The 21,327-nt window shown below is 69.2% G+C and carries 23 protein-coding genes; 11 read left to right on the plus strand and 12 right to left on the minus strand.

The window, feature by feature from the left end; genetic code table 11:
* Window positions 1-32: 32 nt before the first annotated feature.
* Window positions 33-995: a heme o synthase gene (locus AC3ANP_RS13705; RefSeq protein WP_488330704.1), complete on the plus strand. Its 963-nt coding sequence runs from the start codon at window positions 33-35 to the stop codon at window positions 993-995.
* Between the two features lie 44 nt (window positions 996-1,039).
* Here the strand turns inward: AC3ANP_RS13705 and AC3ANP_RS13710 are convergent, their stop codons facing one another.
* Genes AC3ANP_RS13710 through AC3ANP_RS13725 form a run of 4 tightly spaced genes read right to left on the minus strand, consistent with a single transcriptional unit; the run spans window position 1,040 to window position 4,436 of the window.
* On the minus strand, window positions 1,040-1,690 hold the full coding sequence (locus AC3ANP_RS13710) for a DedA family protein (RefSeq protein WP_488330705.1): 651 nt from the start codon (window positions 1,688-1,690) through the stop codon (window positions 1,040-1,042).
* Between the two features lie 43 nt (window positions 1,691-1,733).
* Entirely contained in the window at window positions 1,734-2,678 is a 945-nt protein-coding gene (locus tag AC3ANP_RS13715) for a COX15/CtaA family protein (RefSeq protein WP_488330706.1), read from the minus strand.
* Window positions 2,679-2,685: 7 nt separating this feature from the next.
* Window positions 2,686-3,471: an ABC transporter permease gene (locus AC3ANP_RS13720; RefSeq protein ID WP_488330707.1), complete on the minus strand. Its 786-nt coding sequence runs from the start codon at window positions 3,469-3,471 to the stop codon at window positions 2,686-2,688.
* The gene (locus AC3ANP_RS13725) at window positions 3,468-4,436 is read right to left on the minus strand and encodes an ABC transporter ATP-binding protein (protein WP_488330708.1); all 969 of its coding nucleotides are present in this window, start codon (window positions 4,434-4,436) and stop codon (window positions 3,468-3,470) included. The genes AC3ANP_RS13720 and AC3ANP_RS13725 overlap by 4 nt, the downstream gene beginning before the upstream one ends.
* A gap of 135 nt (window positions 4,437-4,571) precedes the next feature.
* Here AC3ANP_RS13725 and AC3ANP_RS13730 point away from each other — a divergent pair, with 135 nt between their 5' ends.
* From AC3ANP_RS13730 to AC3ANP_RS13755, 6 genes are all read left to right on the plus strand, one after another.
* Window positions 4,572-5,372 carry a helix-turn-helix transcriptional regulator gene (locus AC3ANP_RS13730; protein WP_488333064.1) on the plus strand — a complete coding sequence of 267 codons (801 nt, stop codon included), beginning with the start codon at window positions 4,572-4,574 and terminating at the stop codon, window positions 5,370-5,372.
* Complete coding sequence (sufB, locus tag AC3ANP_RS13735) at window positions 5,372-6,835, plus strand: Fe-S cluster assembly protein SufB (RefSeq protein WP_488330709.1); 1,464 nt, start codon at window positions 5,372-5,374, stop codon at window positions 6,833-6,835. The genes AC3ANP_RS13730 and sufB overlap by 1 nt, the downstream gene beginning before the upstream one ends.
* Window positions 6,835-8,121, plus strand: coding sequence for a Fe-S cluster assembly protein SufD (gene sufD / locus AC3ANP_RS13740; RefSeq protein ID WP_488330710.1), 1,287 nt, complete (start codon window positions 6,835-6,837; stop codon window positions 8,119-8,121). The genes sufB and sufD overlap by 1 nt, the downstream gene beginning before the upstream one ends.
* A 31-nt stretch (window positions 8,122-8,152) precedes the next feature.
* Window positions 8,153-8,512 carry a non-heme iron oxygenase ferredoxin subunit gene (locus tag AC3ANP_RS13745; RefSeq protein ID WP_488330711.1) on the plus strand — a complete coding sequence of 120 codons (360 nt, stop codon included), beginning with the start codon at window positions 8,153-8,155 and terminating at the stop codon, window positions 8,510-8,512.
* A 112-nt stretch (window positions 8,513-8,624) separates the two neighbouring features.
* Window positions 8,625-9,422 carry a Fe-S cluster assembly ATPase SufC gene (gene sufC / locus AC3ANP_RS13750; protein ID WP_488330712.1) on the plus strand — a complete coding sequence of 266 codons (798 nt, stop codon included), beginning with the start codon at window positions 8,625-8,627 and terminating at the stop codon, window positions 9,420-9,422.
* 13 nt (window positions 9,423-9,435) lie between these two features.
* Window positions 9,436-9,768, plus strand: coding sequence for a metal-sulfur cluster assembly factor (locus AC3ANP_RS13755; RefSeq protein WP_138769377.1), 333 nt, complete (start codon window positions 9,436-9,438; stop codon window positions 9,766-9,768).
* Between the two features lie 144 nt (window positions 9,769-9,912).
* On the opposite strand, the gene ypfJ is transcribed toward AC3ANP_RS13755, so the two are convergent.
* Entirely contained in the window at window positions 9,913-10,797 is an 885-nt protein-coding gene (ypfJ, locus tag AC3ANP_RS13760) for a KPN_02809 family neutral zinc metallopeptidase (protein ID WP_488330713.1), read from the minus strand.
* Window positions 10,798-10,856: 59 nt separating this feature from the next.
* Between ypfJ and AC3ANP_RS13765 the strand changes: the two genes are divergently transcribed.
* The 3 genes from AC3ANP_RS13765 (at window position 10,857) to AC3ANP_RS13775 (ending at window position 15,008) form a co-directional block, all read left to right on the plus strand.
* On the plus strand, window positions 10,857-12,335 hold the full coding sequence (locus AC3ANP_RS13765; RefSeq protein WP_488330714.1) for a class I adenylate-forming enzyme family protein: 1,479 nt from the start codon (window positions 10,857-10,859) through the stop codon (window positions 12,333-12,335).
* Complete coding sequence (locus AC3ANP_RS13770) at window positions 12,328-13,515, plus strand: thiolase family protein (protein WP_488330715.1); 1,188 nt, start codon at window positions 12,328-12,330, stop codon at window positions 13,513-13,515. Before AC3ANP_RS13765 ends, AC3ANP_RS13770 begins: the two co-directional genes overlap by 8 nt.
* A 644-nt stretch (window positions 13,516-14,159) precedes the next feature.
* Window positions 14,160-15,008: a Rieske (2Fe-2S) protein gene (locus AC3ANP_RS13775; protein ID WP_488330716.1), complete on the plus strand. Its 849-nt coding sequence runs from the start codon at window positions 14,160-14,162 to the stop codon at window positions 15,006-15,008.
* A gap of 119 nt (window positions 15,009-15,127) precedes the next feature.
* Here AC3ANP_RS13775 and AC3ANP_RS13780 read toward each other — a convergent pair whose 3' ends face one another.
* Genes AC3ANP_RS13780 through AC3ANP_RS13790 form a run of 3 tightly spaced genes read right to left on the minus strand, consistent with a single transcriptional unit; the run spans window position 15,128 to window position 17,228 of the window.
* Window positions 15,128-15,769: an energy-coupling factor transporter transmembrane component T family protein gene (locus AC3ANP_RS13780; protein WP_488330717.1), complete on the minus strand. Its 642-nt coding sequence runs from the start codon at window positions 15,767-15,769 to the stop codon at window positions 15,128-15,130.
* Window positions 15,766-16,509: an energy-coupling factor ABC transporter ATP-binding protein gene (locus tag AC3ANP_RS13785; RefSeq protein WP_488330718.1), complete on the minus strand. Its 744-nt coding sequence runs from the start codon at window positions 16,507-16,509 to the stop codon at window positions 15,766-15,768. The genes AC3ANP_RS13780 and AC3ANP_RS13785 overlap by 4 nt, the downstream gene beginning before the upstream one ends.
* Window positions 16,506-17,228, minus strand: a complete 723-nt coding sequence (locus tag AC3ANP_RS13790) for a biotin transporter BioY (RefSeq protein ID WP_488330719.1) — start codon at window positions 17,226-17,228, stop codon at window positions 16,506-16,508. The genes AC3ANP_RS13785 and AC3ANP_RS13790 overlap by 4 nt, the downstream gene beginning before the upstream one ends.
* A gap of 332 nt (window positions 17,229-17,560) precedes the next feature.
* On the opposite strand from AC3ANP_RS13790, the gene AC3ANP_RS13795 reads away from it, so the two are divergent.
* Window positions 17,561-19,159, plus strand: coding sequence for an ABC-F family ATP-binding cassette domain-containing protein (locus AC3ANP_RS13795; protein WP_488330720.1), 1,599 nt, complete (start codon window positions 17,561-17,563; stop codon window positions 19,157-19,159).
* A gap of 51 nt (window positions 19,160-19,210) precedes the next feature.
* Here AC3ANP_RS13795 and AC3ANP_RS13800 read toward each other — a convergent pair whose 3' ends face one another.
* Genes AC3ANP_RS13800 through AC3ANP_RS13815 form a run of 4 tightly spaced genes read right to left on the minus strand, consistent with a single transcriptional unit; the run spans window position 19,211 to window position 21,323 of the window.
* Window positions 19,211-19,678 (minus strand): YbaK/EbsC family protein, encoded by a 468-nt coding sequence (locus AC3ANP_RS13800; protein WP_488330721.1) that lies wholly within the window; start codon window positions 19,676-19,678, stop codon window positions 19,211-19,213.
* Between the two features lie 11 nt (window positions 19,679-19,689).
* Window positions 19,690-20,565 carry an SURF1 family cytochrome oxidase biogenesis protein gene (locus AC3ANP_RS13805; RefSeq protein WP_488330722.1) on the minus strand — a complete coding sequence of 292 codons (876 nt, stop codon included), beginning with the start codon at window positions 20,563-20,565 and terminating at the stop codon, window positions 19,690-19,692.
* Complete coding sequence (locus AC3ANP_RS13810) at window positions 20,566-20,847, minus strand: hypothetical protein (protein ID WP_488330723.1); 282 nt, start codon at window positions 20,845-20,847, stop codon at window positions 20,566-20,568. It abuts the gene before it with no gap.
* Entirely contained in the window at window positions 20,844-21,323 is a 480-nt protein-coding gene (locus tag AC3ANP_RS13815) for a DUF3099 domain-containing protein (RefSeq protein WP_488330724.1), read from the minus strand. Before AC3ANP_RS13815 ends, AC3ANP_RS13810 begins: the two co-directional genes overlap by 4 nt.
* Window positions 21,324-21,327: the final 4 nt, after the last annotated feature.

Raw genomic sequence — 21,327 nt, forward strand, 5'->3', positions numbered from 1 at the left:
GAACCGTCAGACATACCGTCAGATAGAACAGAGTGACTGCCACCGTGAGCACAACACAGACGCCGTTAAACCTTTCCCCGGCACCGGGCCGCATCGGCTTCGCCCGGAAGGCCAAGGCTTATCTGGCGCTCACCAAACCGCGGGTGATCGAACTCCTGCTGGTCAGCACCCTGCCCACCATGATCTACGCGGAACGCGGATTCCCGCCCCTTGGCCTGATCCTCGCCACGCTGGTCGGCGGCGCCTTCGCGGCCGGGAGCGCCGGCGCCTTCAACTGCTATCTCGACCGCGACATCGACAAGCTGATGCACCGGACCGAGAACCGCCCGCTGGTGACGGGAGAAGTTTCGCCGCGGGAAGCGTTGGTGTTCTCCTGGCTCCTCGGCGCGGCGGCCATCGCGGTGCTGTGGTTCGGCGCGAACCCGCTCTCGGCCTGGCTGGGGGTGGGAGCGATCGTGTTCTACGTGGTGATTTACACGATGATCCTCAAACGCCGCACGGCGCAAAACATCGTCTGGGGCGGCGCCGCGGGCTGCTTCCCCGTGCTGATCGGGTGGGCCGCCGTGACCAACACCGTTGAGTGGCCCGCGCTGGTGCTGTTCATGGTGATCTTCCTGTGGACCCCGCCGCATTACTGGCCGCTGTCCATGCGCTACGGCGAGGACTACCGGAACGCGAACGTGCCGATGCTCGGGGCGATCGCGGGAGCGAAGGTCGTGTCCGTCCAGGTGGTGCTCTACGCGTGGGCCATGGTGGCGTGCTCGCTGCTGCTGATCCCGGTCGGCGGCGCCGGCTGGGTCTACACCGTCACCGCCGTCGCCGCCGGTGGCTGGTTCCTGTACCAATCGCACGCCCTTTACAACCGCGCGCAGGGCGGCGAGGTGTCGAACAAGGGCGCCATGAAGGTGTTCCACGGCTCCATCAGCTACCTCACCCTGCTCTTCCTGGCGCTGGCCGTCGACCCGTTCGTCGGGTCCGCGATCGTCGGCGGCTAGCAGCCCCGGCCCCGGCCCCGGCCGGCGCCGTCGGCTCCGGTCCGTCAGTCCCCGGCGGGCGCCGTCGGCTCGGTCCGTTCCGCCGGTTCGCGGCGCTCCGCGCGGCCGCGGCGGATGCGCCAGATGACCACCGCGAGCAGGCCGATGACCAGGACGGCTGCCGTGACGTCACGGCCGGCGACCTTCGCCACGGCCTCGTAGGAGTTGCCGGCGAAAAAGCCCAACAGCACGAAGCCGGTACCCCACACCGCCCCGCCGGCGGCGTTGAAGGCCACGAAGCGCGGATAGTGCATCCGGGAGCTTCCGGCCAGGGCCGGCATGACCGCCCGGAAGAACGCCACGAAGCGTCCCAGGAAGACGGCCCAGCCGCCGCGCCGCCGCAAAAAGTCCTGGGCCCTGGCCAGGGCCGCACGCCGGTGCCGCATCGCCCGGGCGTCCAGCAGCCGGGGGCCGAGGTGCTTGCCGACCTCATAGCCCACGGTGTCGCCTGCCACCGCGGCCAGGACGACCACCGCCACCATGCCCCACAGCGGCACGCTGCCGCGGCTGGCGAGGACGCCGCCAAGCACCGCGGCGGTCTCGCCCGGGATCACGAAACCGATGAATATCGCGTCCTCGGCGAATACCAGGCAGCCCACCAGGATGAATGCCAGGGCGGGGCTGAGGTTCAGGAGGCTTTCGACGAATCCGTTCACTGCGGTGCCCTTCTCTTGTACAGAGTCAGGCTACACAGCAGCGCTACTTAATCGGGCTGCTGTGCGCGATATCCGCGGCGTTTGTGGACGCACTCATGAGCAGGGCCGCGCCCAGCATGTGCGCGGCGACGAGCAGCGCGGGGATCCCGTTGTAGTACTGGCTGAAGCCGATCACGGCCTGCAGCACGGTGACGCCCAGGAGCAGCAGCACGGCCGTCCGGAAGGGTCCGGCGATCCGGCCGCGGAACACCAGGTAAAGGCCCACCAGGGCGGCCGCCGTAACGAGGTAGGCGGGAACGGCGTGGATGTGCGAAAAGAGGTCCCAGTCCAGGTTGTTGCGGGGGGCGTCGGCGTCGCCGGCGTGCGGTCCGGCGCCGGTCACCACCACGCCAAGGCACACGGCCACTGCGGAAAACACGGCGGCGGCGGTCATCACCGGCCGTGCGGCTCCGGGCAGCGCGGCCAGCTCCCGGGTCCGTGCCTTCCCGGTGCGGCCGTAGGCCCGGTTCACGAGCAGCGTCGCGAGGACCACCAGGGCCATCGAGACCAGGAAATGCAGGCCCACCACCCAGGGATTCAGCTGGGTGAGGACGGTGATGCCGCCAATCACCGCCTGCGCCGGGATGCTGGCCAGCAGGCCGGCGGCCAGCAGGAAGAGGTCGCGGCGTTCCTTGCGGAGGTTCCACAAGTACACCAGCATCAGCACGGCGACGGCGGCCAGCGCAAAGGTCAGGAGCCGGTTGCCGAACTCGATGAAGCCGTGCACCCCCATTTCCGGGGTGTTGACCAGCGAATTGTCGGTGCAGCGCGGCCAGGTGGGGCAGCCCAGCCCGGAGGCGGTGAGGCGGACTGCCCCGCCGGTGACCACCAGCACGGTCTGGCCGACCAGGGACAGCACCGAAAGCCGGCGGACTGTCTTGTCGACCGTGACGGGCAGCCGGGAGGCGATCCGGGACAAGTTCCGGGGAGGGCGGGATACCGTACTCACAGTTTTCTCAATTCCATTTGAACCAACGGGCAGCCGCGAGGCCGGCGATGGCCGTCCACAACAGCAGGACAAACACGGCGGCAGGATTGACCTCGCCGTGCAGGAGGGCATCGCGGAGCGCCTGGCCCAGCGCGCCGGAGGGCAGGAAATGGACGACGGCCTGGGCCAGGCCCGGCAGCCGCTCGGCCGGGATGACAATGCCGCCCAAGGCGCCAAGCAGGATCCAGAGCAGGTTGGTGATCGCCAGGGTGGCCTCCGGCCGCACCGTGCCGGCCACCAGCAGCCCCAGTGCGGTAAACGCCGCAGCACCCAGCACCAGCAGCAGCAGTCCCGGCAGCAGTCCCGGCAGCGAGGGCCGCCAGCCCAGCGGGAGGGCGACGGCGGCGACCACCAGGACCTGGATCAGCAGGACGGCCAGCACGGCGAGGACCTTGCCCAGGATCAGCCCGGCACGGCCCAGCGGAGTGGTGGAGAGGAAGCGCAGCACCCCGTACCGGCGGTCGAAGCCGGTGGAGATCCCCTGGCCGGTAAAAGCGGTGGACATGGCGCACAGTGCCAGGATTCCGGGTACCGCGATGTTGACCCGGCTCGGTCCCAGCCCGTCCAGCAGCGGCGTGACCGTGAGCCCCACCAGGGCCAGCAGCGGCAGGATGACCGCGAGGATCAGCTGTTCGCCGTTGCGGAGCATGGTGATCGTCTCGTAGCGGCCCTGCAGCAGGATTCTGCCCAGCAGGGGAGCGGGGGCGCTGCCCAGCGGGGACTCGGCAGTTGTTCCTGTGTGCGCGGAGCTCATCGGGTTTCCCTTCCGGAGATGTCGAGGAAAACGTCTTCGAGGCTGCGCGCAGCCAGGCTCATGGAGGCGGGCATAATGCCGCGGGCCGCCCACCAGCCTGCCACCGCTGCGAGGTCAGCGGGGGTCAGCGCCCCGGTAGCGCTGTAGCTGCCGGCCCGGGTTTCCCGGACCTCGACGTCGGGCGGGAACACCCCGGCCAGGTCAAGACCCGGTTCCGCTTCAAACAACAAGGTCCGGACCCGCTGGCCTGCGTCGCCCGGCAGCAACTCGTGGCGGAGCAGTTGCGCGACGGTGCCTTCGGCGACATTTCGGCCGGCGTCGATGATGTAGACATAGTCGGCCAGGCGCTGGGCGTCGTCCATCAGGTGCGTTGTCAGGATGATGCCCATGCCCCGGTCCCGCAGTTCACCGATCAGCTCGAAGACCAGCTGCCGGGACTGCGGGTCCAGGCCGGCGCTCGGCTCGTCGAGAAAAAGCACCTCCGGCCGGCCCGCCAGGGCCGCGGCAAGGGCAAGCCGCTGCTTCTGGCCGCCGGAGAGCCGCCGCACCGTGGTCCGGCTGAAACCGTCGATGCCGAGGCGCCGGACCAGGTCGTCCACCGGCCAGGGGTCCTGGTACATGCCGGCGATGTGCCGCAGCAGCGGGATGGGCCGGGCCGACGGCGGCAGCCCGCCGTCCTGCAGCATGACGCCGACGCGGGCCCGCAGCTCTGCGCCGGCCGTGTCCGGATCCTGGCCCAGCAGGCTGATGCTTCCGCCCGTACGCCGCTGCAGCCCCTGCGCACATTCGATCGTGGTGGTTTTGCCGGCGCCGTTGGCACCAAGCAGGGCGGTGACCTGCCCGCGCTCGGCCACGAGGGACAGCCCGCTGACGACCCGCAGCATCTTGCCGTCAAGGCTGGGCACGGGACCAACATCCTTGATGAGCCCGCTGATTGTCAGGGCGGGGGATTCGGGAGATCGCACCCAAGCATTCTACGCGATGTAGTAGCCCGTGCGGCGGTCCGCGGCGGCGCCGAGGAAAGCCACGCCTTACTGGCCCGCGGGACTAAATTACGACATGATTGTGTTGTGTATTCCATGAGCCAATCTACTTCTGCCATGCCTGCCGCGTGCGCGGAGTCGGCCGCGGCCGAAACCGTCCCGGTGGTGCACCCCGGCGACGCCGAGGAGCGCACCCGGGACCGTGTCCTGAGCGCCGTGCTGGAACACGGGCCGATCAGCGCCGCGGAACTCGGCGAGCTGCTGGGCTTCACCCCCGCAGCCGTCCGCCGCCACCTGGACCAGCTCTCACGCCACGGCGTGATCGAGGTCAAACGGGCCGCCCGGGCCGGTGCCGGAGCCGGCCGGCCCGCGCGGCGCTACGTGCTCAGCTCGCAGGGACAGTCCAGCCTCGGCAACGACTACCTCGACATCGCGGCGCTTGCCCTCCAGCGGCTCGGCGAAATGGCCGGCGTTGAAGCGGTACGCGAGTTCGCCGTCGAACGTTTCGGCGAGATGGAACGCCGCTACGCGCCGGAAATCGAGCGGGCCGGCACGGACATCACGGCCCGCGCCCGTGCCCTGTCCGACGCGCTGAGCCGCGACGGCTTCGTCGCGTCGGCGCAGTCCATCGAGGCGAAAGCGCCGCTGCCCGCGGCGCTTTCCAGCGTGCAGTTGTGCCAGGGCCACTGTCCCATCCAGCAGCTCGCCGCACAGTTCCCGGTGTTTTGCGACGTGGAAACCGAAGTCTTTTCCCGGCTGGTCGGCGTCGACGTGCGCCGGCTCTCCACCTTGGCCCGCGGCGGCCACGTCTGCACCACCCACATACCTACGGGCCGTCCGGCCGCCGTCGGGGCTTCCAGCCCCGCGGCTCCGGGCCACCCGGACGAAGTATCCAACCATCTGCAAGAAAGGCCGTGATGACGGACCAACTATCAGAGAAGAAGGTTGCTGAATCCACTGTGATTTCGGAGATTCTCGAGAAGAATCCCGAGCTGCACGGAATCGGCACCTACGAGTACGGCTGGGCCGACAAGAACGACGTCGGCGCCAACGCCCGCCGTGGCATCAACGAGGACGTTGTCCGTGACATCTCGGCCAAGAAAAACGAGCCGGAGTGGATGCTGGACCTGCGCCTGAAGGGCCTGAAGTACTTCGACCGCAAGCCCATGCCCACGTGGGGCGCGGACCTGTCCGGGATCGACTTCGACAACATCAAATACTTTGTGCGTTCCACCGAGAAGCAGGCCGCCAGCTGGGAGGACCTGCCGGAGGACATCCGGAACACCTACGAAAAGCTGGGCATCCCGGAAGCCGAACGCAGCCGCCTCGTCTCCGGCGTCGCCGCCCAGTACGAGTCCGAGGTGGTGTACCACCAGATCCGCGAGGACCTGGAGGCCCAGGGCGTGATCTTCCTGGACACCGACACCGCGCTGCGGGAGCACCCGGAGATCTTCCAGGAGTACTTCGGCACCATCATCCCGGTCGGCGATAACAAGTTCGCGTCGCTGAACACCGCTGTCTGGTCCGGCGGTTCCTTTGTGTACGTGCCCAAGGGCGTCCACGTGGACATCCCGCTGCAGGCCTACTTCCGGATCAACACCGAGAACATGGGCCAGTTCGAGCGCACCCTGATCATCGCGGACGAGGATTCCTACGTCCACTACATCGAGGGCTGCACCGCGCCGATCTACACCTCCGACTCGCTGCACTCCGCCGTCGTGGAGATCATCGTGAAGAAGGGCGCCCGGGTCCGCTACACGACCATCCAGAACTGGTCCACCAACGTGTACAACCTGGTCACCAAGCGCGCCGTCTGCGAAGAAGGCGCCACGATGGAATGGATCGACGGCAACATCGGCTCGAAGGTCACCATGAAGTACCCGGCCGTTTACCTCGTCGGTGACGGCGCCAAGGGCGAGACCCTGTCCATCGCGTTTGCCGGCGAAGGCCAGCACCAGGACACCGGTTCGAAGATGGTGCACATCGCGCCGAACACGAAGAGCTCGATCATCTCCAAGTCCGTGGCACGCGGCGGCGGCCGGGCAGCGTACCGCGGCCTGGTCCAGGTCCGCGAGGGCGCCAAGCACTCGGCCAACACGGTGCGGTGTGACGCGCTCCTGGTGGACACCATCAGCCGTTCGGACACCTACCCCTACATCGACATCCGCGAGGACGACGTCACGATGGGCCACGAGGCCACGGTCTCGCGGGTCAGCGAAGAGCAGCTGTTCTACCTGATGTCACGCGGCATGCGCGAAGACGAGGCCATGGCCATGATCGTCCGCGGCTTCATCGAGCCGATCGCCCGTGAGCTGCCGATGGAATACGCGCTTGAGCTGAACCGCCTGATTGAACTGCAGATGGAAGGATCGGTCGGTTAATGACTGACATCACTACTGAAAAGGCGCGCCTCGGCGCGCCGTCATCCCAGCCGTTCATCGACGGTTTCACCGAGGAAGGCGAGAAGCTCTCGCCGCTGAACTCCGCCGAGTCGAAGTCCCCGCTGGCCGGTGACGCCGTCAAGGCGCACTCGCACGGCGGCGGCGTCGGGATCCCGGACAGCTCACGCGCCGGCCGGCTCACCTCCTACCAGCTGGCGGACTTCAAGCCGCTGACCGGCATGGAGGAGGACTGGCGGTTCACGCCGCTCAAGCGCCTCCGCGGCCTGCATACCGATGTGCTCGACGGTGCTGCTCCTGCCGTGGCCGTCACCGGCCCGGACAGCGTCCGGGTCGAGACGGTGGGCCGGGACGATGCCCGGATCGGTTCCGCCGGCATCCCCGAGGACCGGGTCTCCGCCAACGCGTGGGAGAACTTCAGCGACGCCACCGTCATCACGGTTCCGGCCGAGGTGCAGGCCGAGGGCGAGGTCAGCGTGGTGCTGACCGGCCAGGGCGGCGGGGCTTCGGCCCAGCATGTCGTAATCATCGCGGAGAAGTTCTCCAAGGCCGTCGTCGTTCTGGACCACGAGGGCAGCGCCGTCGTCGCGGAAAACATCGAAATCCTGGTGGAGGACGGCGCGCAGCTGACCGTCATCTCGCTCCAGGAATGGAACGACGACGCCGTGCACGCCTCCTCCCAGCAGGCGAAGCTCGGCCGCGACGCCAAGTTCAAGCACATCGTCGTCAGCCTGGGCGGCGACCTGGTCCGCGTCACGCCGTCGACCCGTTTCACCGCCCCCGGCGCCGAAGCGGAAATGTTCGGACTGTACTTCGCGGACGCCGGGCAGCACCTTGAACAGCGTTTGTTCGTGGACCACGCGGTCGCCAACTGCAAGTCCAATGTGCTGTACAAGGGCGCGCTCCAGGGCCGCGACGCACACACCGTCTGGGTCGGCGATGTGCTGATCCGCAAGGAAGCCGAAGGCACCGACACGTACGAGGCCAACCGCAACCTGGTCCTCACCGACGGTGCGCGCGCGGACTCGGTTCCGAACCTGGAAATCGAGACCGGCCTGATCGCCGGCGCCGGACACGCCAGCGCCACCGGCCGGTTCGACGACGAGCACCTGTTCTACCTGATGGCCCGCGGCATTTCGGAAAAGGTGGCCCGCCGGCTGGTGGTGCGCGGCTTCCTGAACGAGATCATCCAGCAGATCAGGGTGCCCGCCATCGAAGAACGCCTCACGGCCGCCGTCGAGCGCGAGCTCGCCGCCACGGACAACTAGAGCGCAGCACGAGAGAAGACGGACAAGGACTATGACGGAACAGCCGAAGGGCGAACTGGTCTGCAGCGCCAGCGAAATCGCAGTCAAGCAGGCGCTGCGGATCCTGATCGACGACTACCCGGTAGCCGTCGTGAAGGACTCCATGGGTGGCATCCACGCCATCGGTGACACCTGCTCGCACGCGGAGATTTCGCTCTCCGAAGGCGAGGTGGAAGGGTGCGCCATCGAGTGCTGGGGCCACGGCTCACAATTCGACCTGCGCACCGGCCAGCCGCTCCAGCTGCCGGCCTACGATCCGGTTCCGGTCTTCGCCGTCACCATCCAGGATGACAACGTCTACGTGGATGTGAGCACCGTGCTGAACGGCGCCGCGGCACCCAACCCCAGCTGACGGCGGGAGGGCAGCGCGCCCTCCCGCCGGTCCGGCACCCAGCAACACCCAAAAACTTATCGTCGAGAACCGCACCACAGCCAATGGCACGGTGCAGAGGAGAACAAGACACATGTCTACTCTTGAAGTCAAGGACCTGCACGTCAGCATTGACACCGAGCAGGGCACCAAGGAAATCCTGAAGGGCGTCAGCCTGACCATCAAAACCGGTGAGACCCACGCCATCATGGGCCCGAACGGTTCCGGCAAGTCCACCCTGGCCTCCACCATTGCCGGCCACCCGCGCTACAACGTCACCAGCGGTTCCATCACGCTCGACGGCGAGGACGTCCTGGCGATGAGCGTTGACGAGCGGGCCCGCGCCGGCCTCTTCCTGGCCATGCAGTACCCGGTCGAAGTTCCGGGCGTGTCCATGACAAACTTCCTGCGCACCGCCAAGACCGCGATCGACGGCGAAGCCCCCAAGCTCCGCACCTGGACCAAGGACGTCAAGAGCGCGATGGAGAAGCTGCGGATCGACGCCGACTTCACCCAGCGCAACGTCAACGAGGGCTTCTCCGGCGGCGAGAAGAAGCGCGTGGAGATCCTCCAGCTGGAGCTCTTCAAGCCGAAGTTTGCCGTTCTCGACGAGACCGACTCCGGCCTCGACGTCGACGCGCTGAAGGTCGTCTCCGAGGGTGTCAACCGCGCCCAGTCCGAGGGCAACATGGGTACCCTGCTGATCACCCACTACACTCGCATCCTGCGCTACATCAAGCCGCAGTTCGTGCACGTGTTCGTTGACGGCCAGGTCGTCGAGGAAGGCGGTCCGGAGCTGGCCGACCGCCTCGAAGAAGAAGGCTACGACCGCTACCTCCAGGGCGCCGGAGCCGCCACCATCGCTGCGGCCGACGCCGCCGCACAGGCCTAGTTAGGACTACGCCATGACCGAAATCAATATGGCCCGGACGGGCCTCGAGGACGTCGAAGAGGCGCTCAAGGATGTGATCGACCCCGAGCTGGGCGTGAACATCGTTGACCTGGGCCTGCTCTACGGCCTGAAGTACTCGGACGACGACGGCGCGCTGCTGATCGACATGACGCTGACCACCGCCGCGTGCCCGCTCACCGACGTGATCGAGGAGCAGGTCGGCAAGGCCCTGGACGGCATCGTGGACGACTGGCGTCTCAACTGGGTGTGGATGCCGCCCTGGGGTCCGGAACGGATCACCGAAGACGGCCGCGACCAGATGCGGGCCCTCGGATTCAACATCTGAGTCTCCACCGCCTTGCCTGCAGGAAATGACGGCGGGCCCACCTCCCAGAGGCGGGCCCGCCGTCGTCGTTCCATCGATTGCTCCACAACGGCCCTTTAGACAGGCCATTAGGGCAGTTGCGGAGCAGCGGATGAGCTTGTGGCGCTACGGGGTAGCGACCTTGAAGGTGTCGCACTGGTTGATGTCGCCGGTCTTGTAGCCCTGGTAGAACCATTTCTGGCGCTGGGCGCTGGAGCCGTGGGTCCACGACTCGGGCGAAACCCTGCCGGTCGCGGCCTTCTGGATCCGGTCATCGCCCACGGCGGAGGCGGCTGACAGGGCGTCCTGCAGGTCCTGGTCCTTCAGCGGCGCGAGGAACGGCTGCCCGGACGCCGGGTCTTTCGTGGTGGTGGCATACCGCACCCAGAGACCCGCGTAGCAGTCAGCCTGCAGCTCCACCCGCACCCCGCCGGACTCGGGGCCCTGCGGATCCTGCTGGGCCCGGTCGATGGTGCCGAGCAGGTTCTGGATGTGGTGGCCGAACTCATGCGCCACCACGTACTCCTGCGCCAGCGGGCCGCCGGAAGACCCGAACCGGTCCACGAGCTCCTGGAAGAAGCCGGGGTCAAAGTAGGCCGTCTGGTCCACCGGGCAGTAGAACGGCCCAACCGCCGACGTCGCGGCGCCGCACCCCGTGCTGGTCGAATTGCTGAAAGTCACCGTCTCGGGCCGCGGATACTGCTTGCCGTACTTGGCCAGGTAAGCCGGCCAAAAGGCATTGAGGCTGTTCACGGTGCCGTTGATCCGGCAGTCGAGGCGCGTGTTGGCATCGGCTCCGGTCCTGCACGCCGGCGCTGTTCCCTGGCTCTGCGACTGGTCCGGGGCGCTTCCCGCCAGGCCCTCCAGCAGGCTGGGATTGATCCCGAACAGTGCCGCCAGCAGCAGGACGATGCCGCCGCCGATTCCGCCACCGATCTTCGTCCCGCGGCCCATGCCGCGGCGGTCCTGGACCTGCGAAGGGTCCAGCTCCACGTTGTCGTTAAAACTCATGCTGAAACAATATCCCCTGCCGCCCGCGAGGCGGCGGCCGTCCCGGTAAAGTTGGGCCGATGCCTTTTCTAGATCGACTCCAGCGCTGGGCCGCAGAGCGCCCCGACGGTCCCGCCGTCGTCGTCTCCGGGGAACGCCTGAGCTGGGCGGAACTGCGCGACGCGGCAGCCGGGCTCGTGCCCGCGGCCCCGGACGTCACCGTGCTGGCGGAACCGAACTCCACCCACTTCGCGGCCGCCTTCGCCGCCGCCGTGGCGGGGACCCGCCGGTGTGCCGTGCTGGACCCGACCTGGCCGCAGCAGCTGCGGGACCGCCTCACCGCGCAGATCGCTGCCGCGGTCCCGGCCGGCCGGCCGCGGCCCGCACCGGACAGCGAGGCCACCTTGGCCCCCGGGTCCGAGCCGGCAGCCGGTTTGGAGCCGGGCCCCGGGTCCGAGCTGGCAGATGGGCCGCTGGACGCTCCGTTCCTGATCGGGCTGACCTCCGGGACGACGGCGCTGCCCAAGGCCTTTACCCGCTCGCGGCGCTCCTGGCGGGCCTCCTTTAACTCCTCTGTCGAGTTTTTCGGCCTGGCCCCGGATGACCGGACGCTGGCGCCCGGACCGCTGGCGGCAAGCCTGAACCTTTATGCCCTGGCCGAGTGCCTGTACGCGGGCTCGGCCTTCCACACCCTGGAACACTTCGACGTCGGCGACGCGCACGCGGCGGTTGCTCACGACGGCATCACCCGGCTGGTGCTGGTGCCCACCATGCTCCGCCTGCTCAGCGAACGCGGCCTGGCCGGCGGCGTGGACGGCTCCGGGCTGCGCAGCATCGTCTGCGCCGGTTCCAAGCTCGATGCCCGGACGCTGGAGGCCGCGCGCCGCTGGGCGCCGAATGCCACCATCTTCGAGTACTACGGCGCCGCGGAGCTCAGTTTCGTCGCCGGTTCCGGGCTGTTGCCGGGTTGCGTGCCGGCGGCGGGCGCCGAGCTGGACACCGGGATCGGCCGGCCCTTCCCGGGGGTGCAGATCCGTATCCTCGATGCCGCCGGACTCCCGGTTCCGGACGGGACGGACGGCAATGTCTGTGTCCGCAGCGGCATGGTCAGCGACGGCTACCTCTGGGGCAACGACGGCGAAGCGCTGCAGTGCTTTGACGGCTGGTACACCGTGGGGGACCAGGGCCACCTCTCCGAAGGGATCCTGCACCTGCTGGGCCGCCGGTCGGACATGATCCTCTCCGCCGGTGCCAACGTATACCCGCACGAAGTGGAGCTGGCCCTCGGCTCCGTGCCCGGGGTGGCCGCTGCGCTGGCGGCAGGCGCCCCCGACGAGCTGCGCGGCCAGCGCCTGGTGGCGGCGGTCCTGCCCTCCCACGGCGGCGTGAGCGGCACCCAGCTCCGGTCCGCGGTCTCGGACATCCTGCCCCGAACCAAGCGGCCGCTGGACTACTACCTGCTGACCGAACTGCCCCTCACCGACCGCGGCAAACCCAGCCGGCCGCTCCTGCTCGAATGGATCAGGCGCAACGACCCGCGGGTGCGGCGGCTTGGCTGAGCTGCCCGCGGACCGCCAGCCGGTCATCATCGCCGCGCTCCGCACCCCGATCCGCCGCGCGCACGGTGCCCTCGGCTCCGCGTCCGCGCAGGAGCTCCTGGCACCGGTGCTCCGCAGCCTGCTCGCCGCCGCGGCTGTGGCGCCCGAACTGGTGGCGGACGTCGTCGTCGGGAACGCGGTGGGCGGTGGCGGCAACGTTGCCCGGCTGGCTGCCCTGGAAGCCGGCCTGCCCGTGGAGGTTCCGGCGCTGACGGTCGACCGGCAATGCGGTTCCGGCCTGGACGCCATCGTGCTGGCCTCCCGTTTGGTGGCTTCCGGCGTCGACGCCGGGAGAGGCCGCATCTACCTCGCCGGCGGCGTGGAAAGCATCAGCACGGCACCGCTCCGGGCCCGGCCCGGACCGGACGGGGAGCCGCAGTTCTTCGGCCGCGCGCAGTTTGCCCCCGCGAGCTACGGCGATCCGGAGATGGGAGTGGCCGCGGAAAATGTGGCGGCGCGCTACGGCATCTCCCGGCGGCGGCAGGATGACTTTGCCCTGCGCAGCCACCGGCTGGCCCTCGAAGCCGCAAACTCGGGGGCGTTCGACGCCGAAATCGTGCCGTTGCCCGGAGCCGACGGACCGGTGGGTTCCGACGACGGACCGCGCCGGTCCCTGACACCCGCCGTGCTGGCCCGTTTCCCGGCGGCATTCGTCCCCGGCGGGACCGTCACCGCCGGCAACTCCTGCTTCGACGCGGACGGGGCTGCCGCCGTCGTCCTGACGTCGCTCGCCCGGGCCCTGGAGCTGGGAGCCCGTGACGGCCTGCTGGTCCTTGGCACGGACACGGCCGGCGTCGAACCCGCCCTGCCGGGGATGGGGGCGGCCGCCGCCGCGGAACGCCTGCTGGCCGAGGCCGGCGTGGCAGCGGCACAGCTCGGACTGATCGAGTTCAATGAAGCGTTCGCTGCCCAGGCGCTGGCGTGCTTCGACCGGCTGGGCATCGACCCGGCGCTGGTCAACCTCGACGGCGGTGCCCTGGCCCTGGGCCACGCCTATGGCGCGTCCGGTGCCGTGCTGGTCACCAGGATCCTGGCCCAGGCCCGCCGAAACCCGGTGGACCGCGCGCTGGCGCTGGCCATGATCAGCATCGCCGGCGGCATGGGCACGGCCGCGCTGTTCGAGTACCGCTCGCTTCGCTAGTCCGGCGTTAGTCCGGCCCGCCGCGCCACCCACGCCGGACATGCCCATTCTTCGGACCCCGGGCCGGACATGCCCATTCTTTGCGGACCCCACGTGCGGACATGTCCGGCCGTGGGAAGGGGAAATGGGCACAACGGGGTTATGTCCAACGGTGGCCGCGGCCGTCGGACATGCCCACGCTCCGGCGTTGGCCTGAGCCCGGCATGAACATTATTGGATCCCAGGCGACCGGACATGCCCATTCTTTGCGGACCCCGGACCGGGCATGCCCATTCTTTGCGGACCCCACGTGCGGACATGTCCGGCCGCGGGAAAGGGGAATGGGCGTAGCGGGGTCATATCCAACGGTGGCCGCGGACGTCGGACATGCCCACGCTCCGGCGTTGGCCTGAGCCCGACATGTGAGGCGGGGCGGACGCGCCACCGCGCTTTGCGGAGGCGTGCGCCCGCCGCCCCATCCGTGCCCCCGCCGCCCCCCAACCGTGCCGCCGCCGGCCGACCGGACGTCCGTCAGTGTGCCCGGCCGGCCCTTGCCATGCCGGCCGCGCGGTGCAAGGCTGTGGCCACCGGCCGAAGGGGCATCAGGGGTGCCGCGCGTGCCCGCCGACCGGTCCGAGCGACGACGCCGAGTTCGAGGAGTTGCAATGATGCTGGATTCAATGGTCAAGGCCATCGAACGGTTCGATTCCCTGGACGGGTTCGCCTCCTCGCTGGCGGACGTCGTCGCGAAGGCTGTCGCCGCGCGGCCGGTGCGGAACGTGTTGAGCGGGACCTACATCGGGCACCCGCTGCACCCGGTCCTGACCGACCTGCCCATCGGTGCCTGGACCATGGCGGCCCTGCTGGATGTCACCGGCGGGCGTGCTTCGGAACCCGCGGCGGATGCCCTGGTGGCGGTCGGCATTGCCGCCGCCGTCCCGACGGCCGCCGCCGGCCTCAATGACTGGTCCGATACCGAGGGCGCGTCCCGGCGGACCGGGCTGGTTCATGCCTTGGCGAACAGCACGGCACTGGGACTGTACGTCGGTTCGCTTGCGGCCCGCAGGGGCGGACGCCGGGGTCTTGGAAAGGCCCTGGGACTTGCCGGGCTGGGGCTGGTGAGTTTCGGCGGCTTCCTCGGCGGCCATCTGACGTACGCCGACGCCGTGAACGTCAACAAGACCGCCGACCGGAGAGGCCCCGCCAAATGGACCTCGGTCCTTGCCGAATCCGACCTGGCCGACGGTGAGAGCCGGGCCGTTGACGTTCGGGGTGTGTCGGTGCTCCTGCACCGCTCCGGGGACCGGATTCAGGGCCTCGACGCCGTCTGCAGCCACATGGGCGGCCCGCTGGCGGAAGGAAAGATCGAGGACGGCTGCGTCGTCTGCCCCTGGCACGGCAGCACCTTCAGGCTCGAGGACGGGACCATCGTCCGGGGCCCGGCGACCAGACCCCAGCCCGCCTACGAAGTGCGGACCAGTGAGGGCCAGCTCCAGGTCCGCCGGGCCGGCTGAGCCCGGCCCACGGAGCGGGCCGGCTGAGCCCGGCCCACGAAGCCCGGGCGGAGCGGAGCCCGGCCCAGCCGGCCCACCCCACTCCGGCCCGCGGAGCCGGCCCCGGCCGACGGAGCCGTTCAGTCCTCCGGCGCCTCCGGCGCGGCCGGCTCGCCCAAGCCACGGGCCGCGAGCGCCTCACCCGTCTGCCGGGCGAACGCCACCGTGGTGATGAAGACGGGCAGCACCAGGGCCCTGGGGTTCCGGTCCAGGCCCCGGGCGCGGGCGGAGTCCCGCACGTCGGCGTAGGCGCCTGCAATGAAGGGAATGCTGCGCAGCATCACGGCGATGGTCAACGCGAAGCGTTCGGGGTCGGCACCCAGCCGGCGGAACGGTTTGGCCAGCGCGGCAACGCCGTCCAGCAGCGCCTGCACCGGCGTCGTCGCAGTCAGGACGGACGCCGCAACGACGCAGACCAGAATATTGAGCACGATCCGCGCCGCGGCCGGCCCGCCAAGCTGCCACCACTGGAACAGGCCCAGCACGGCGAGCACAGGCAAGACCGGCCGGACGGCGCGGAACAGCCTCCGGGGGCCGGCCCCGCTGGCCAGGTACAACCCGCAGAGCAGGACCAGCCCCGCGGCCGGCACCGTCCAGCCGGGAACCAGGAACGACGCCAGTCCGCACGCGACCACGAGCAGGAATTTCAGCCAGAGTGGTGCGCGGTGCACCGCCGAGTCCCCGGGCGCGTAACCGGCCAGCAGGAAGCCGTGCCCCCTCATGGTGTTGCCGGCTTACCGGCACCGGGCGGCAGGGGAGCGGGATCCGCCGCGCACAGCGCCCGGTAGTGCTCGACGGCGGCCGGCGCGCCGCCGTCGAACACGATCCTGCCCGAGTCCACCACCAGTACCCGCTCCAGGTCGAGGGCCAGTTCGAGGTCGTGCGTGGACAGGATGACCTGCTGTTCCAGTCCGGCCAGGGTCCGGCGCAGCAACTCCCGGTTGCGCAGGTCCAGCAGGGTGGACGGCTCATCGAGGACCAAGACATCCGGGTTGACGGCCAGCACGGCGGCGAGGGCGACGAGTTGCCGTTCACCGCCGGACAGCTCGTACACGCTCTGGTCCGCCAGCGCCAGCAGGCCAAACCTGTCGAGCGACTGCTCCGCCGCGGTGCGGCGCTCCCGCGGATTCCGGACCGCGCGGCGCAGCGACAGTTCCACGTCCTCGCGGCCGGTCGGCATCACCAGCTGGGAGAGCGGGTCGGTGAAGACGAAGCCCACCCTCCGCCGGACCGCGCGGACGTCCCGGACGGTGTCAGCCCCGGACACCGTAACGGTTCCGGAACTTGGCACGACCAGGCCGTTGAGCATCCGCAGCAGGGTGGACTTGCCCGATCCGTTGGCCCCAATGACACCGATCCGGCGCTCGGAGAGGGTCAGCGACAGCGGGTGGAGCAGGGTCTTGGGCACCGTCCGGCCATCGACCGGAACCCGCACGGCCGCCTGCTCAAAAACGATGCTCATCCGCGGCCGGCAGCCACCCGGGCGTTCGCCCCGCGGCCGGGACGGACGCGGCGGAGCAGCAGGTCCGGAAACGCCTTGTGCAGCGCCAGGGCGATGCTGACGGCCACGACGTTCTTGACCACATCGCCGGGGTAGAACACGAGGTCGGCAAGAAACGCCTTGGACCAGTCCAGTTTTGCGTTCAGCACCAGACCGACAATGCCCAGCGTGTGGACAACGATGATACTGCCGGCCATGGCCGCGGCGAACAGCGCCAGCGCCCGGAACCGGACGGCCGTCCGGTGCAGGACGACGGCGGCCAGCCAGCCCACGGCGGCGGCAGCCAGCGGGAACGCCACGACGTAGCCGGCGGACGGTCCGGCCAGCACCGCCAGCCCGCCGCGGCCACCGCTGAAGATCGGCAACCCGGCCAGCCCGAGCAGCACGTACAGGCCCACGGCCGCAAACGCCCTGCCGGAACCGAGCGCCAGGCCGGTGAGGATGACGGCGAGGGTCTGGACCGTGACGGGCACGCCGAGGCCACCCACCGGAATCGCGGGCACCACGGCGGAGACTGCCACCAGCGCGGCAAACACCGCGATGAGGCCGAGGTCGGTGCCGTCCCACCGACGGCGCCGCGCCGCATGTTCCGCCGCCGGGCCGGTAGGGGCCGGCTCAGGTCCGGGGCCGGCGGTCGCGGCTGCGGTGGCCGGCGTGCTGTTGTGCTCAGTTGTGCTCATGGTGGTCCTGTCCGGAGTGGCTGCGGGGAGGTGCGCGGGTCTTGTTTCCGACGATACGTCTGCAGCCGGGGCGCCATTTTGTAGGCACCCCACTAGGGCGCGGCGCCCGTGCTGGGCGATACCGCCAAAAGGCATCCCGCCAAAGGCTGTGCAGCGGCGGACGACGGCGGCTGGTGCCGCCCGCCGTCGTCCGCGGCGGTCCGGGTTGTCGGCGGACCGAAGCGCTGCCGGTAGACTGGTAGCGACCGTCCTCTCGGCCACACTGCCCCGGCCCCGTTCAGACTTCATCCGTTGTGCCGCGGCGTTCCCTGTTGTGAAAGGCCTTAGCTGCATTGATTACCGTCCAGGATCTCGAACTGCGCGCCGGCGCCCGGCTGCTGATGGACCAGGTGAGCTTCCGGATCGACAAGGGAGACAAGATCGGCCTGGTGGGCCGCAACGGCGCCGGTAAAACCACCTTGACCCGGGTGCTGGCCGGCGAGGGGCTGCCCGCCGGCGGGAAGGTTACGCGCAGCGGCGAGATCGGCTACCTGCCGCAGGACCCCCGCACCCCGGACATGGAGCAGCTGGCCCGGGACCGGATTCTTTCCGTCCGCGGGCTCGACGTCGCCGTCGGCCAGCTCAGGACCGCGCACGAAGAGATGGCCAGTGAGGACCCCGCCATCCAGCGCAAGGCCATGAACCGTTACGACCGGCTGGAATCCGAGTTCCTGGCTGCCGGCGGTTACGCCGCCGAGGCCGAGGCCGCCGCGATCTGCTCCAACCTCGCACTGCCGGACCGGCTGCTGAACCAGCCGCTGAAAACCCTGTCCGGTGGCCAGCGCCGCCGCGTGGAACTCGCCCGGATCCTGTACTCGGACGCCGAGACCATGCTGCTCGACGAACCGACCAACCACCTCGACGCCGATTCCATCGCCTGGCTCAGGGACTTCCTGAAGAACCACCAGGGCGGCCTGATCGTGATCAGCCACGACACCGAGCTGCTCCAGGCCACGGTTAACAAGGTCTTCCTGCTCGACGCCAACCGCGCCCAAATCGACATCTACAACATGGACTGGAAGCGCTACCAGCTCCAGCGCGAGACGGACGAACGGGCCCGCAAGCGCGAACGCGCGAACGCCGAAAAGAAGGCCCAGGTCCTGATGGACCAGGCCAACAAGATGCGCGCCAAGGCCACCAAGGCAGTCGCCGCGCAGAACATGGCAAAACGCGCCGAGCGGCTGCTCGGCGGCCTCGAGGCGGTCCGCGAGAACGACCGGGTGGCCGCGCTGCGCTTCCCGGACCCGTCGCCCTGCGGCAAGACCCCGCTGACCGCCGACGGCCTGAGCAAGTCCTACGGCTCCCTTGAGATCTTCACGGACGTCGACCTGGCCATCGACCGCGGGTCCAAGGTGGTGATCCTGGGCCTCAACGGTGCGGGCAAAACCACCCTGCTGCGGATGCTGGCCGGCGTGGACAAACCGGACACCGGCAAGGTCATCCCGGGCCACGGCCTGAAGGTCGGCTACTACGCGCAGGAACACGAAACCCTGGATGTGGACCGGACGGTGCTGCAGAACATGCGTTCGTCCGCGCCGGACATGAATGACGCCGAGGTCCGCGGCATCCTGGGCTCGTTCCTGTTCTCCGGGGACGACGTCGACAAGCCGGCAGGCGTGCTCTCCGGTGGCGAGAAGACCCGGCTGGCCCTGGCGACCATCGTGGCGTCCAGCGCCAACGTGCTGCTGCTGGACGAGCCCACCAACAACCTCGACCCCGCCAGCCGCGCCGAGATCCTGGGCGCCCTGCGCAACTACACCGGCGCCGTCGTGCTGGTCAGCCACGATGAGGGTGCCGTCGAGGCGCTGAACCCCGAGCGCGTCGTGTTGCTGCCCGACGGCGTCGAGGACCTCTGGAACGAGGACTACCTGGACCTGATCACGCTGGCGTAGGCCCCTTCGAGCCGGCTGCTCTGGTTGCCTCCGCGCCCCGGCTCGCTTCTTCTAGCGGACCGGCATCTCTTCGGCGTTCGTGATGCGGTGGAGGTCCTGGTAGGTGATCGAGAACATCGAGTGGTGGTCTCCGGCTCCTGCCCAGAGGACGGGGTGGGCTGCCAGGGATTCGTCCAGCAGGGTGCGGATTTTCTGCGGGTGGCCCAGCGGGGCGACGCCGCCTACGCGTTGACCCGTTTGGTGCAGCACGAAGTCGGGGGCGGCGCGCCGGATCTTGCCCGCCCCGAGCTGTTCGGCCACTTTGCCGACGTTGACCCTGGCGGCGCCGCTGGCCAGGATCAGCAGGGGAGCGCCGTCGAGGTCGAAGACGAGGCTGTTGGTGATCGCCGCGACCTCGCAGCCGAGCGCGGCGGCCGCTGCTGCCGCCGTCGGAACTGCGGATTCGAAGACGGCCACGGTGTCCACGGCACCGGCAGCGACAAGGGCGCGGCGGACGGTTGCTACGGCGTCGGTATCCATGCTGCGCTCCGTCAGAATCCCTGCGCGTCGAGGATTGCGTCTTCCTCGTCCTCGGCGCTGGCATTCTTCCGCTTGCGGGGGGCCGGACGACGGCGGACGGCGACGTGGTTGGCGTGCAGGTAGTTGCCCTCGCCAAACTCCTCGGCGTCCTCCGCGTCGATCGCGGCGTTCCGGGCCTGCTGCCGCGCCGCGTAGCCGAAGCCGACAAACATCAGCACACCAAAGGCGAACCACTGCAGCGAATAGGACAGGTGCGTCCCCTCCTCGGTGGAGGGCTTCGGAAAGGCGACGGGCATGTCCGCCACCGACGGGGTTTCGCTGGCCAGCTGTCCGTAGGCGCCGGTGAGCACCGGATAGCCGAGCTCTGCGGAGTAGGCGGGCAGGTCAATGGAGGCCAGCTGGCCGTCCGGCGCGCCGCGCTGGAGCTCAGGCTCGGAGTGCTTCAGGCGCGCCACCACCGTGACCGTTCCGGACGGCGGGGCCGGGACCGAGTCGGGGCTGCCGGGGGTCTTGTTACCGATCGGCAGCCAGCCCCGGTCGATCACCACGGTTTCGCCGGATTGGAGCTTGAAGGGGACCACCACCTCGTATCCGGGCTGGCCGTTCAGCGGGCGGTTCCGCACGATGCGCTGCCCGGCGGGGTCGTAGCGGCCGTGCAGTTCCACCTGCGTCCACTCCCGGTCTGCGTCGAGCCGGACGAACTGGTCGCGGGCATCGGCAAAGGAAAGCGGGGCGGCTGAGTAGTTCGAAACCACCCGGTTGATCCCGGCGAGGGTTTCCGCCCTGCGGTCCATCTGCCAGCGTCCCAGGAACACGCAGGCGGTCGCGAAGATGGCGGCGAGGAGCAAGTAGCCCAGCCATTTGCTGGAGAAAAGAAAGCGGTACATTCAGCCGGCCCTGACCGGGCCGCTGCCCGTTGCGCCGGCGTCGCTTCCTGCCGGGGCGGCGTCCAGCGGCAGCGTTTCCTTCCACAGCCCCCGGGTCTGCAGGTAGTCCTCCAGCCAGCCGCGATGGTCCGGGCAGGCGAGCCAGATTTTACGCCGGTCCGGGGTGTGGATTTTGGGGTTGTTCCACAGCAGCTGCCACTGGGCCTCGGCGCGGCAGGCTTTCCGCGAGCACAGGGCAACTGCAGGCGCGGCCGTGGAACCGGCCAGATCGAAGATGTTCATGAAGCGGCCTGTCCCTGGTCCTCGTCGTCGTCAATAAGTTCGCCCTGCAAGGTGGTGGGGGCGTCGTCCGCCACCGGATGCGCCGGGCCGCCATCCCTGGTGGCGGGCGCTTCAACCCGGGATTCCTCGCCGCCGGGCGCATCAAGTTCGGCCAGCGGGGCGTAGTCAAGCAGCGAGTCGCTGTGGACTTCGGCGTGGTCGCCGCCGTTGGCGATCACCACCGCGAACCACGGCAGGAACACCGCGCCAATGACGGGCAGGACCTTGAACCAGCCGTCAACGACGAACACGAGGATGAGGCAGACCATGCGGATCCCCATGGCCACCGCATACTTGATCATCCGCTGGCGCATCTCTTCAGAGTGCGCGGCGGCGGCGTCGGTAATGCTGTGGACCTCGGTGTCTCCGGCGTACTCTCCGGATGACCGCTCGCCGCGTCGGTTCCTGTTTGTCACAACTGTCAGATCACGCTCCATAGGC

It is taken from the genome of Arthrobacter sp. JB02-1C (genome assembly GCF_057748045.1).